Genomic DNA, 12,289 nt, shown 5'->3' on the forward strand with positions numbered 1-12,289 from the left:
GCGGCCTGCTTCTTTCTTATGGCAGGTTTCCCTGTGGCCTTTACCCTTGCGGGCGTTGCCATAGCCTTTGCCCTGATTGGCTATGCCACAGGTGTTTTTGATCTCTCTTTCTTCGGGGCTTTGCCATCACGTATTTATGGTAATGCCATGACCAATGAGATCCTCATTGCCGTCCCGCTCTTTGTCTTTATGGGTGTGATGCTCGAAAAGTCCAAGGTTGCCGAGGAACTGCTCGATACCATGGGGCAGCTCTTTGGCTCTGTCCGCGGTGGCCTGGGGATTTCCGTGACCATCGTCGGGGCCTTGCTTGCGGCCTCAACCGGGATTGTCGGCGCCACGGTTGTTACTATGGGACTGCTGTCCCTGCCGACCATGTTGCGCCGAGGCTATGACCCTTCCCTCGCTTGTGGATCTATCTGTGCGGCGGGAACCCTCGGTCAAATCATTCCACCCTCAATCGTTCTGGTTATCCTTGGGGATCAAATTTCCAATGCCTATTCCGATGCCCAGCGGGCAATCGGTAACTGGTCTCCTGATCCTGTGTCGGTTGGGGATCTCTTTGCGGGTGCTTTGATCCCCGGCTTGATGCTGGTGGGCATGTACATCGCCTATCAGATGATCGTGGCCATTATCCGCCCGGACAGCTCTCCGCCAATTCCACGGGATGAAAACCATATTGAGCCCGGGGCTTTCCTGAACAAGATCCTTCATGCATTGGTGCCACCGGTGGCGTTGATCGTCTCGGTTCTGGGATCAATCCTCAGCGGGATTGCAACTCCTACGGAAGCAGCGGCTGTGGGTGCCATTGGTTCCCTCTTGCTGGCGGGGATGCGTACACAGGAACTCGGGCTATTAGAACATGCTGACCGGACCTCTCCATTTGACTTTATGGATTTTGGCAGCCGTCGTCCGACCATTATCGCAACACTTTGCCTGATCTTTATGCTGGTGCTGATTTCTTTCTTTGACCTGCGGGTTTCCAGAAATGAAATCCCGACAACAGATATGATTGCCATTATTGCTGCGGGCATTGCTTCTATCGGTCTCTTTTGGGGGATTTTGGTATCTCTTGGTCGGGTTTGGCGTACCAACATTCTGCGTCCGATCATGCGCTCGACCATGGAAATTTCTTCGATGGTCTTTGTGATCCTGATCGGGGCCTCCGTTTTCTCTCTGGTCTTCCGTGGGTTGGGGGGGGATGACATGGTGCATGAGTTCCTCAGCCACATGCCGGGGGGAACCTATGGCGCGCTTGTGATTGTCATGCTGGTGATGTTTGTCCTCGGTTTCTTTCTCGACTTTATCGAGATCACCTTTGTGGTGGTTCCCATTGTTGCCCCGATCCTGCTGATGAGTGATATCAGCCCGGTGTGGCTTGGCGTGATGATGGCCATGAACCTGCAGACCTCCTTCCTGACACCACCTTTTGGCTTTGCCCTCTTTTATCTCAGAGGTGTGGCACCAAAGGAAGTCACGACCATGCAGATCTACAAGGGCGTTATTCCCTTTGTGATCATTCAGATTATTGCCCTGCTTATTCTGGCTCTCTTTCCAGAACTGGCAACATGGTTACCGAAAGTCATCTTTGGCTAACACAACAGCCTAAAGACAAAACAAAAAAAGCCGCTGAGGATTAACTTCAGCGGCTTTTTTTAATTTGCATAAAGCGATAAAGTTTCATTTATATATAAAAACTATAAAACGTAATGGCTTAGATGCTTTGCGATACCTTGCTGCAATTGGCGATCAATTTCCGTCATTAGGTCTTCGGTGAGTTTGTACCAAACTCTTTCTCTTTCTCGAAGCTTGATATTTTCCGCAACAGTAACAGAACGTTCAGCCCTTGCAGTAACAGAAGCTTCGTTAAACCCCTGATCATTCAAGATCTGTAGCTCAACCTCAAGCACACCAGAGTAACGTTCAGACTGATCGTAAGTAAATAACCCAGTAAGGCCTTTTTGCTGCTCCAGCTTACTTTCAGTCACAGCGGCGTTTTTAATAACAAAATTCAAGACGTTGTTATTGCCCTGCGGATATAACCGATCCCTTGCCCAGCGTTCAGACGCCTGTGCAGGAGAAATATCAAACAAATGCTCAACGTTCGGTGATTTGGCTGGACTGACATAGGACTGATCAACAACAACATCCCGCACCAGAAGGTTATAGGGTGGTAGATGTGTATAGGTTAGCTCGGCATACTCATAAGTAGAGGGCGCTGTCTTACACCCGGCCAAAGCTGTGCCACCAAGAACTAAACCACTTAGAACAAATGACCGTCGACTTAACATTCTATAATCTCACCTTTGAATAACCCTGACCACTTTTCGTGTATCCCCTATAGAAGAGATTCACGATATCAAATACCCTTGGTAAAGATATAATATGGCATGACAAAGGCCTTGCCCCTTAAAAGCTTAGCCTTGCCCTACTTCTTTTTGAATCTCAGCAATTGCGGCATCATCAAAAACGTAGGAACGACCACAAAATTCACATTTTGCATCAATGACACCATCAACTTTATATGAATCAACTTCTTCAGCAGAAACTGTTTTAATCACATTGGCTAATTTTTCCCGTGAACAGCGACAACCTTCTTTTAACGGACGTTGGTCGTATACGCGTACCTGTTCTTCATGAAACAAGCGATAGAGCAAATCTGTCACGGCAAGATCACGGTCCAGTAGCTCATCTTCCGTACAACTGGACATCAAGATCATAGACCGTTGCCAGTCTTCTTTAATCTCGTCCTCATCCTTATCCGTTTGTTGATTAATACCACCGTCACCAGGCACGTATTGCAATATCATGCCGCCGGCATGCCAATGCCCTTCTGTCTGGGCAACATTAACCAGAACACCCGTATTAATCTGGTCAGATTGTTTAAAGTACCCTTGAATACACTCGGACAGGTTATTGCCTTCCAGCTCGACAATTCCCTGATAACGTTCCATGTGCTCGCCTTGATCTACAGTAAAGGCAATATAGCCTTTACCTGTCAAATCAGTGAGCGAGAGTGCCGAATGGTCCTCGGTTTTATCCAACAACTCTTTGAGAGCAACTTCATCAATGCCGGCACAACCACGCAAAATTCCTTCGGATGTCATATCACTGACAAGCATTTTGACAGGGCCGTCGCTTTTGCTTTGCAAGGTAAAGCACCCGGAAAACTTCATTAAAGAAGAAAGGACACTCGTCAGGGCCAAAACCTCCCCCAACAACTCATTCACAATTTGTGGATAGTTGTGACGTTTGAGGATCTCATCAATAGCTGGTCCCATTCGGACGATACGCCCTCTGATCCCTGTTGATTCAAGCAAGAAGGGCTGAATCACATCATCCCTTAAAAACTCTTGCGCAACATTTTCCCCAACGGTGTCATTCATCTTTCTTCTCCAACGCCTTTAAAGGTTGCTCATACACCAATAAAGGATACCTTTTTGGGCGTGTAATCTATTTTCTGCTTCGTCAAATACAACGGATTGCGGGCCGTCAATAACTTCTGCAACCACTTCTTCGCCGCGATGCGCGGGCAAACAGTGCATAAACAGCGCGTCGCTTTTGGCCATTGCCATAACGCGCTCATCTACTTGATAAGGCTTCAAGAGATTATGGCGGTTCGCCGCATCCTTATCGCCCATGGATACCCATGTGTCAGCGACAATACAATCACTATCCTGCACAGCCTCATCCATTGATCGGGTAACTGAAATTTTTCCCCCCTGAGACTTTGCCCAATCAAGAGCTTTCTGGTCAGGCGCTAGCTCAAATGGTGTCGCCAATTTCAACTCAAAGCCGAAGCGTGTCGCCGCATGTATCCATGATGTCGCGACATTATTGCCATCACCACACCAGGTTACCGTTTTGCCAGCAATGGCACCGCGATGTTCTTCGTAGGTCATAACATCCGCCATCAACTGGCACGGATGGGACTCATCTGTTAGGCCATTAATAACTGGAACTGTCGCATATTCAGCAAGCTCGTGAAGAATTTCTTCCGATGAAGTCCGGATCATAATTGCGTCCACAAAACGTGATAAAACACGCGCCGTATCAGCAATGGTTTCGCCGTGCCCCATTTGCGAACTGCTGGGGTCAAGTAAAACGGCATTACCACCGAGTTGATTGATACCGACTTCAAAAGAAACGCGTGTTCTCGTTGACGGTTTTTCAAAAATCATGGCAAGTGATTTACCTTCCAGAGGTCGACCGGAAATTACCCCAGATTTCAACCGCGCCCCATAGCCCAGTATTTCTCTTAGTTTTGTTGTTTCGAACTGATTTAAATCCAGAAAATGTTTTGTATGGGTCATTGTATTGTACCTTATAGACCCGGTGCCAATTATCAGGCCGCCAGGGTTAATCCTTTACAGACGTCTTCCAATATTGTGATTGCTTCATCAACGTGTGATCGCTCAATGACAAGCGGTGGCAGCAACCGGATAACATTATCCGCTGCGCCGACGCTCAAAAGGCCACCATCACGCATTGATGTGATCACGTCACTATTGGGAACCCGGCATTTCAGACCAAGCATGAGGCCTGCACCTCTTACTTCTTCAAAAATCGCAGGATTATTGGCTATCAAACTTTCCAACTTGGAACGAGTGTAGTCAGAAATCTCGATGACTTTTTCCATGAAGCCATTTTCCAACAACACATCAAGCACAGCATTACCAACGGCCATAGCCAAGGGATTACCGCCGTAAGTACTGCCGTGAGTACCCGGCACCATGCCAGCAGCAGCTTTATCGGTTGCCATAAAGGCACCCATTGGGAAGCCGCCGCCGATACCCTTTGCAGTAGCAAGAACATCTGGTTCAATCCCAGCCCACTCATGAGCAAAAAGCTTACCGGTACGACCGTTTCCACACTGCACCTCATCAAAGATCAAGAGCAAACCAAATTCATCACAAACCGTCCGCAGGCCTTTGAGGAAATCCATGGATGCCGCACGAATGCCGCCTTCCCCCTGGATTGGTTCAACCATAATAGCAGCTGTCTCATCATCGATAGCCGCGCGTAACTCGTTCAGGTTCTCAAAAGCAACGTGGTCAAAACCAGGTGTTTGAGGACCAAACCCATCCAGATGCTTTGAATTCCCTGCGGCAGACAAAGCAGTCATTGTCCGGCCATGGAATGCACTGTCACAGGTAATAATACGATATTTTTGTGGTTGCCCATTATGACTGTGGTACTTGCGGGCAAGTTTAATCGCGCCTTCCAGAGCTTCGGTTCCAGAATTGGTAAAGAAAACCTTATCGGCAAAAGAGTTTGCCACCAGCTTCTCTGCCAACTCTTCGCCGCCAGAGATCCGGTACAGGTTGGACACATGCCATAGTTTGCGCCCCTGCTCTTCCAATGCGGCAACAAGCTTTGGATGACTGTGCCCCAGAGAATTAACGGCAATACCACCAGCAAAATCAAGATATCGTCGGTTTTCAACAGTATATAAATAAGGACCTTCGCCCCGCTCGAATGCGAGGTCGATACGTGCGTAGGTGGGCATTACTGCGTCACTCATGGTATCTCTCTTTTATATCTGCTGAAAAAACAAAGCCCGGGGCGACAGTCAGTCACCCCGGAGCAATGTATTAACCCAATATCAATACCCGCTGTCAACTGGAACAAGAAGGATTCATAAGGTTTTTAGCAGAAAAACTACTTCACTGGCGTAATAGTAAAGCCTTTATCCTGCAGAAGCTTTAAAACGCCCTGCTGCCCGGGCAAATGGATTGCATCAATCACCGTCAAACTGTTGCCTTTGCGAAGTGCCTCCTCCATTCGGGAAACCATTTGGCGATTACGGTTAAAAACAAGACTTTCCATATACTTTGCCTGCGCTTCTGGCGAGAGAACAGATATCTCATCAAGAACTTCCTGGTAAAGAGCACCGGATGATTGAGAGAGAAAGTTGTTAATCCGGGTTTGATAAATGCCCTCTACTGTTTGAATTTCTGCGGGCAACGTATCCAGCAATGCGATTTGATCAGCTTCATTTAAGGCATCTGCAATTTGAAGCTGCTCTTCGATAGTTTGAAGCGGAACAATATCTATTCCCTGTTCATTAGCAATATCCTGAAACGTTTGATTAAGTGTTCTGATCCCTAATGAAATACGCGATGCTTCGGAAGGAGGAGATGAAAACACAACACGTGCAGCCCAAGGCTTGAGAACATTCATCTGCCTGGCCAGATATCCATATTCGTAACCGATAACCTTGATTTTTTCGAACGTTTCTGGCGACACCAGATCTCTTAATCGACGATTATCATTATAAAGCATTACACTAAATAGCTTTTGTTTAATGGCATCATCATCAAGGATATCCACCATGAGATAGTCAGCGTTTCTCAAGAGGGTATGCGCATAAGCCCCCGCATCAACGATCCGGCGATCACTACTATTTAACGTGCCATATATATAGCTTTCCTCTGCACCCTGCCCCTCTATTTTCCACAGCACCGCATCACCATTGATCAATGACTCTGCAAAACTGGTCTGAAGAGGCAATACAATAGCCAAGACAAAAAAAACACTGGCGAAAAAACGCACAAAAATCATATTTTCAACCAATCTTTGAAATTGGCTAATCTGCATCAAAGCCATCTTAATTCCTGAAGGAATGGAATTCATGAACCACGTTGGATATGGTTATTGTTACAGATATTTGTGCAAATTACATGTCTTGATTAGGGCAGTGTTTATTTTTTTCGCCTTCATCACAATCCATGCGTGAAACAGTATAGCCCCGCTTAACTAAAATATTTAATATGCCTTCTTCACCCGGAAGATGAAGCGCACCAACAGCAGTAAAAGAGTTGCCCTTAATCAACCCCTTGGTCATCCCGTTCACCATATTGAGATTTCTTTTATCCAACATGGCAACTTTCTCTATGTCATAGATTTCCTTGGGCTCATCTTTCAGCCGCTCTTCATGCTCGTTATACATTCTTTGCGTATCACGGCTAAGATATCTTTGGATCTGAAGTTCACGGCGTTCTTTAATGTTTTCAATAATATCCGTGTTAGCAAGGGCTCTCTTTATTGCTTCCAGATACATTTCTCTTGGTCGGTCCCAAAGCAATAAAGCTCTTTCTCTTGTTTTTTCCAGTGCCTGTACTTTTACATCATGGTCGAAAGCCATCATACCAAGCTGTGTATCCAAAACAGGTTCATCATCTTCTTCAAAAGGATCTTTGTCTTTACCTCGGTACCACGGCGCTCCATCCAAAATTTCATATACATACCAGAGCTCATAAGCTTTAAAATCTTCTTCCTCTATATCAATCAGTTTGACTGTTTCAACTGCCTTTTTAAAATCGTCCTCGGAAAGGTCCTGATCCAGCGTTCTGTCATCATCACGAAGACGCATGTTGACATATTCGCGATATTCACGGTGAGTATTCGCAATTTCTTTGTAGAGAATTTTCGCCTTCGTCAGATAAGGCTTAACCTCATCCTTCATTTTCAAAACACGTTTATCTGAAACGTGCATCGTTCCCAAAAGATAGCTCGGTTTACGCCCATCTTTTTCAATTCTCCAGAACAAGCCTTTGCCATAGAGAACTTGGTTCTCAGCCCAAGCCAGCGAAGCAGTTAGCAAAAAGCCAGAAAGCAAGACAAAGCGTAAAAACTTATAAAAAAAGAAAGACATTAAAAGCTCTCAAACAGATCCCACAATCATAGTTTGAGAACAACCTAACAATCACTTCCTTATAAAAAGTGAAAAATAGATCAAATGCGGTCTAAAATCCTGGATAAAAAAAGGACATCAAGCCTTGATCTTGTAACCACGCTTAAACAGTAGCCAGCCGCAGAGCATCATGATTAGAACTAAGCACACAAGCGTCATACCCTGCCAGATTAAATCTTCAACAGATCCATAGCCTGTGATGCCATAACGGAAACCACTAATGATCCAGAACATGGGATTAGCTTCGAAAAGCCACTGCCAGCTTTCCGGAATGCGATTGAGTGTAAAAAATGTTCCCGACAACAACCCGAGCGGAAGGACAAGGAAATTATCCACGAGAGAGAACTGATCCCACTTGTCAGACCAGAGACCAACGAGAACACCAATCATAGAAAACAAGAGTGCGGCAGAAATTGCAAAGAAAAGGGTCACGCCAAGGCTATAAAGCATAGGCCCCGTAAAGATTGTCATGGCACTCAGGAGTAAAAGCGCAACAAGAAGTGCATTCGCGATACCAGCCAGGCTATAGCCAAACAGAAGTTCAACTGGTGATAAGGGCGCCATAAGGACATCGGTTATAACCCCTTCCTGCTTGTCAATAATCAGCATGAAGCAGACATTTTGGAAAGCCGTTTGCGACAGCACAAAAACCGCAAGGCCCGGGGCAATAAACTGCAATGCAGAAAGTCCGGGTACCATTTCGCCATCCGGTCCCAAAGCCAGTGCAAATACAGTCATAAACAGCATAGTCGAGACCATTGGCCCCAAAAGGCTCTCGACCCAAAATCTCATAAACCGAATAACGCCACGACGGTAGAACAAAGTCCAGATGCGCAAAAATGCGATAATACGTACGCCTTCACCGGGCACAACTTTGTTGCTTTGGTCTGGTGCCGCATTGCTCATCTCATCAGGCCTTCAAACGATAACCGGTGGCAATCAAACGGTGTGTAACAAACCACAGGATGAGATTAACCACGGGAAGTAGAATAGCCCCAACCATAATATTTCCATCAGCATGGCCGATAAAGCCATAACGAAAGCCATCAATCATATAAAAGAATGGATTGAAATGTGCCACAGCAACCCAGGCATCAGGCAAACGATCAATCGAGTAAAAAGTACCAGAAAGGAAGGAAAGTGGCGTAATAACAAAGTTAGTCACGGCCGCTATATGATCATACTTTTGCGCCCAGATTCCCCCAAGCATTCCCAGAAGAGCCAACATCATACAGGCATTAACCGCAAACCACAGTGCTGATAAGGGGTGCGCCAATGAAATTGGCAGGAATAGCATCATGGCGAAAAATACCGTTAATCCAACCATCAAACCACGAGTAATCCCGCCAGCAACAATCCCCAGAGCCATTTCCCAAGGTGCCAAGGGTGGCATAAGAATATCAACGATATTGCCTTGAACCTTGGCAATGAGAATTGATGAAGATGTATTCGCAAAGGAATTTTGCGTCATGGTCATCATCATCAGACCGGGCGCAAGGAAAGTAATGTAATCAACACCACCCACCGTTCTACCAAGGCCACCAAGAGCCAACGCGAAGACAGCTAAAAACAACAAAGTTGTTATAACAGGGGCCATAAGCGTCTGGGTAAAAACGTTTAAAAAGCGTTTTACTTCACGACTGTAGAGTGTCCAAAGACCAAGGGTGTTCACACGACCTATGGTACGGGGAGCGATTTGGGTGAGTTTTTGATCGATCAAAGCCATGCGACACATTTACGCAACCATCCCGAAGGCTTCAAGGGGAAGATCCTGATTACTTCTTATTTCTGCCATTTTTATTTCCCCGACCTTATGAAATATACAAAAATAACACGGCCTAAGACTTCAAATCTTTCAACAAATTTTTGAGTTCTTGCTTTCTCTCCATAGGAATCAAACGCCAGTCACATCCCTTTATCGCCCCCTCCAAGGCGTAGAGATAGTTAACTGAAAGTCTGTGCTCATCGCAAAAACGAAAGTATAGTCGCCTGAACACTTCTTCTGCCCCCAGTTCAATCAAATGGCTAGACGATGTAATCCCAATATCTGCCAACTGAGCAACGGACTTAGGTCCCAGATTTTTTAAAGCAAGAAGATCTTCTTTTGGATCACGGCTCATTTTGACATAATTTATTCAACAAAAAAATTGGCCTCGGAACATCGCCGTGGCATGTATAAGAACATGATGGAACGGTCAGAAAAAAACAACCGCGAACAGCCCAAACCTAAAGTTCCGCGAAAAGCGACAGCAAAATATCTGGGCAACGTTGCCAGGTTTTATCTGGAACGCTACGCAACGACCGAGGCTGGCTTGCGTCGCTATCTTATGCGCAAAGTGAACCTTTCTGCGAAGGAGCATGGAACAGTCCCTCAGGAAGGGGCAGAGATCATTGAAGATCTGATCTCTAAGTTCCGCGACTTGAATTTTCTGAACGATGCCCGCTACGCCGAAGGCCGAAGCGGCAGTTTACACCGCAAAGGCATGTCACTGCGCGCCATTCGACAGGACCTGTCTCTCAAGGGTGTCCCTGAAGACCTCATCAACAACGCCATAGATCTTATTCGCGAAGAAAGCAGTAATCCTGATCTGGAAGCCGCGATCTCCTATGCCCGAAAACGTCGTCTCGGCCCTTACCGAACAGACGACAAACGTGAAGAATGCCGAGACAAGGATCTCGCCGCACTGGGCCGGAAAGGTTTCTCTTTTGCCATAGCAGAACGCGTCATTCTCGCCGATGATATCGAAGAACTGGAAGATGAAGCGAGACTGTAAATTAAACATAAAAAACGGATAATAATGTGACTTGATGAAAAACTATATATACACTCTAGTGTTTTTACTTTTAACCTTATTAATAATACTCTTTCTCCAGAACCCGATAGTAAGTTTGATTTGCTTCATAATCGGCGCTTTAGTCGCGTTTATTGATTTAGTGCAGTGTATTAGAAACAAAACCCCACTTATCAAATCAATATGGACCTTCATCAAAGACATTTGGAACGCCTTATATATACTAGGCTAAAAGATCGAGTCCCCCCTCAAACCTCAGTTAAGTGATTGACGTTCCATGTGGCTTTCTCGCCACAGCACACCACAATCTATGCGGAATAAACAAGGGGTCATCAGGAAATTCCCGGCGTAGCAAATCGCGATGCTCTTCATCAAAATCAACAACATCTTCAGGGGACAGCGAAGCAGAAACACCGGCTGAAGCCCTGATACGGCCACGCCAGTCTTCATGGCTATAGCGGACCAGTAGATCCTGGCTGAAAGTTTCAATGTTTTCAAAATCACCTGTTGCCAAATCTATCGTCCACTGTGGATAGATGCCCGTTCCTCCTGACATTTCCCACGCCGGATTGTGTTTGGAAATAAGACTTTCTGTTGCTGACACAACGTTTCCAGACAAAGGGAGCCAATCAAAATGACAAATAGCAAGATACCCCCCGGGCTTGAGTATCCGTTGACACTCTGCGGTGGCTTTCTCTGCCTCAAACCAGTGCCAACACTGCCCCGCAGTCACAACATCAAAACAACCGCTATCAAGACCTGTTGCTTCCGAACTGCCTTGTTGAAACGTAGCCCGAACGCCTTCGTTTTGTGCCATTAATCGCGCCTGTTCCAGAATGGCTTCAGCAGGGTCAATTCCGGTAACATTGACATCTCGCGCTGCAAATCCGCGGGCAAGAGTCCCTGTGCCGGTTCCCAGGTCAACAAGTGATTGTCCGGGAACACCTATCCCCCGTTCTTTCAACAAATCAAAAACAAGTGGTGGAAATCCGGCCCTGTGTTTTGCGTAATCTTGGGCGGTTTTACCAAAATCTATTCCGTCAGAATTTACTTTTCCGATTTCTCGCATTTTTTTCTTCTATAAATAATATTATTTGAAAACCCAAACTTACCAGGACGGCAAGTTTGATTGTATTGAGGCTCAATTACGTCATACTATTTTAAGCATAAGAGGGCCTTAACACCTGAAGCAGAAATTTATTCATTATTTCTATGTCAGAATAATGTGATCAAGAGATCATTGAAAACCTGCTTAAAACCTACAATCATTACTATAGGACAACAGAACCCTAAAACCAATGCGATTATATGATTAAGGGGAACAAATTAATGAACATAAAATCACTCACGATTGCACTATCCACAACAGGATTTCTCTTGAGCGCTTCCGGGCCAAGCCTTGCGGCAAGCAGCGGAGGAGATAACAGTTGGGGAAACAATTCGAATTCGGATCTAAAAACCGCAATCAAGTTAATCAAAGACAAAAAATATAGCGACGCTCAGCCTCTTTTACAAAAGACCATCAAAGCTGATCCTGATAACGCTGATGCTTATAACATGCTCGGCTATAGCCAACGGAAGCTCGGGAACAAAGATGTTGCGCTTAGTTATTACAACAAAGCACTTGATTTAAACCCGCGTCATCGTGGAGCCAACGAATACCTCGGACAGCTTTATCTGGAGCTAAACAAACCAGCCAAAGCAAAAGAGCGTCTGGAAGTTCTGGATAAAAGTTGCACCTTTGGGTGCGATGAATACACCTCACTCAAAGAAGCAATCGAAGCTTACGAAAAAGCTCAATAAC

The 12,289-nt window shown here is 45.7% G+C and carries 13 protein-coding genes; 3 read left to right on the forward strand and 10 right to left on the reverse strand.

The window, feature by feature from the left end:
- The coding region (locus D9A03_RS14590) for a TRAP transporter large permease subunit (protein WP_120497966.1) at positions 1-1,593 on the forward strand (1,593 nt) is incomplete at its 5' end.
- 101 nt (positions 1,594-1,694) lie between these two features.
- Here D9A03_RS14590 and D9A03_RS14595 read toward each other — a convergent pair.
- The 9 genes from D9A03_RS14595 to D9A03_RS14635 all read right to left on the reverse strand — a co-directional run bounded on the left by D9A03_RS14595 (position 1,695) and on the right by D9A03_RS14635 (position 9,813).
- Entirely contained in the window at positions 1,695-2,288 is a 594-nt protein-coding gene (locus D9A03_RS14595) for a hypothetical protein (protein WP_120497967.1), read from the reverse strand.
- Between the two features lie 126 nt (positions 2,289-2,414).
- A complete protein-coding gene (locus tag D9A03_RS14600; RefSeq protein ID WP_120497968.1) occupies positions 2,415-3,383 on the reverse strand; it encodes an Hsp33 family molecular chaperone HslO in 969 nt (322 codons plus the stop codon).
- Between the two features lie 18 nt (positions 3,384-3,401).
- Positions 3,402-4,310, reverse strand: a complete 909-nt coding sequence (gene argF / locus D9A03_RS14605; RefSeq protein WP_120497969.1) for an ornithine carbamoyltransferase — start codon at positions 4,308-4,310, stop codon at positions 3,402-3,404.
- A 32-nt stretch (positions 4,311-4,342) separates the two neighbouring features.
- Entirely contained in the window at positions 4,343-5,521 is a 1,179-nt protein-coding gene (locus tag D9A03_RS14610; protein WP_120497970.1) for an aspartate aminotransferase family protein, read from the reverse strand.
- 137 nt (positions 5,522-5,658) lie between these two features.
- Entirely contained in the window at positions 5,659-6,606 is a 948-nt protein-coding gene (locus D9A03_RS14615) for a TraB/GumN family protein (protein ID WP_162938178.1), read from the reverse strand.
- 70 nt (positions 6,607-6,676) lie between these two features.
- Positions 6,677-7,654: a TraB/GumN family protein gene (locus D9A03_RS14620; protein WP_120497972.1), complete on the reverse strand. Its 978-nt coding sequence runs from the start codon at positions 7,652-7,654 to the stop codon at positions 6,677-6,679.
- Positions 7,655-7,771: 117 nt separating this feature from the next.
- On the reverse strand, positions 7,772-8,599 hold the full coding sequence (locus tag D9A03_RS14625) for an ABC transporter permease (protein WP_120497973.1): 828 nt from the start codon (positions 8,597-8,599) through the stop codon (positions 7,772-7,774).
- Between the two features lie 4 nt (positions 8,600-8,603).
- Positions 8,604-9,428, reverse strand: coding sequence for an ABC transporter permease (locus tag D9A03_RS14630; protein ID WP_120497974.1), 825 nt, complete (start codon positions 9,426-9,428; stop codon positions 8,604-8,606).
- A 103-nt stretch (positions 9,429-9,531) separates the two neighbouring features.
- Positions 9,532-9,813 carry a TfoX/Sxy family DNA transformation protein gene (locus D9A03_RS14635; protein ID WP_120497975.1) on the reverse strand — a complete coding sequence of 94 codons (282 nt, stop codon included), beginning with the start codon at positions 9,811-9,813 and terminating at the stop codon, positions 9,532-9,534.
- A gap of 51 nt (positions 9,814-9,864) precedes the next feature.
- On the opposite strand from D9A03_RS14635, the gene D9A03_RS14640 reads away from it, so the two are divergent.
- Positions 9,865-10,467 carry a regulatory protein RecX gene (locus D9A03_RS14640; RefSeq protein ID WP_216825500.1) on the forward strand — a complete coding sequence of 201 codons (603 nt, stop codon included), beginning with the start codon at positions 9,865-9,867 and terminating at the stop codon, positions 10,465-10,467.
- A gap of 277 nt (positions 10,468-10,744) precedes the next feature.
- Here D9A03_RS14640 and D9A03_RS14650 read toward each other — a convergent pair whose 3' ends face one another.
- On the reverse strand, positions 10,745-11,554 hold the full coding sequence (locus D9A03_RS14650) for a class I SAM-dependent methyltransferase (RefSeq protein WP_120497977.1): 810 nt from the start codon (positions 11,552-11,554) through the stop codon (positions 10,745-10,747).
- A 260-nt stretch (positions 11,555-11,814) separates the two neighbouring features.
- On the opposite strand from D9A03_RS14650, the gene D9A03_RS14655 reads away from it, so the two are divergent.
- Positions 11,815-12,288, forward strand: coding sequence for a M48 family metallopeptidase (locus D9A03_RS14655; RefSeq protein WP_162938179.1), 474 nt, complete (start codon positions 11,815-11,817; stop codon positions 12,286-12,288).
- Position 12,289: the final 1 nt, after the last annotated feature.

Origin of the sequence: Kiloniella sp. EL199 (genome assembly GCF_900313065.1) — a bacterium.
In the GTDB taxonomy this organism is placed as follows: domain Bacteria; phylum Pseudomonadota; class Alphaproteobacteria; order Kiloniellales; family Kiloniellaceae; genus Kiloniella.

Bases quoted from the DNA above. Each gene is read 5' to 3' on its own strand.
- D9A03_RS14620 (WP_120497972.1), bottom strand. From the start codon at position 7,654: ATGTCTTTCTTTTTTTATAAGTTTTTACGCTTTGTCTTGCTTTCTGGC.
- D9A03_RS14635 (WP_120497975.1), bottom strand. From the start codon at position 9,813: ATGAGCCGTGATCCAAAAGAAGATCTTCTTGCTTTAAAAAATCTGGGA.
- D9A03_RS14655 (WP_162938179.1), top strand. From the start codon at position 11,815: ATGAACATAAAATCACTCACGATTGCACTATCCACAACAGGATTTCTC.
- D9A03_RS14630 (WP_120497974.1), bottom strand. From the start codon at position 9,428: ATGTGTCGCATGGCTTTGATCGATCAAAAACTCACCCAAATCGCTCCC.
- D9A03_RS14595 (WP_120497967.1), bottom strand. From the start codon at position 2,288: ATGTTAAGTCGACGGTCATTTGTTCTAAGTGGTTTAGTTCTTGGTGGC.
- D9A03_RS14650 (WP_120497977.1), bottom strand. From the start codon at position 11,554: ATGCGAGAAATCGGAAAAGTAAATTCTGACGGAATAGATTTTGGTAAA.
- D9A03_RS14615 (WP_162938178.1), bottom strand. From the start codon at position 6,606: ATGGCTTTGATGCAGATTAGCCAATTTCAAAGATTGGTTGAAAATATG.
- D9A03_RS14600 (WP_120497968.1), bottom strand. From the start codon at position 3,383: ATGAATGACACCGTTGGGGAAAATGTTGCGCAAGAGTTTTTAAGGGAT.
- D9A03_RS14640 (WP_216825500.1), top strand. From the start codon at position 9,865: ATGTATAAGAACATGATGGAACGGTCAGAAAAAAACAACCGCGAACAG.
- D9A03_RS14610 (WP_120497970.1), bottom strand. From the start codon at position 5,521: ATGAGTGACGCAGTAATGCCCACCTACGCACGTATCGACCTCGCATTC.
- D9A03_RS14625 (WP_120497973.1), bottom strand. From the start codon at position 8,599: ATGAGCAATGCGGCACCAGACCAAAGCAACAAAGTTGTGCCCGGTGAA.
- argF (WP_120497969.1), bottom strand. From the start codon at position 4,310: ATGACCCATACAAAACATTTTCTGGATTTAAATCAGTTCGAAACAACA.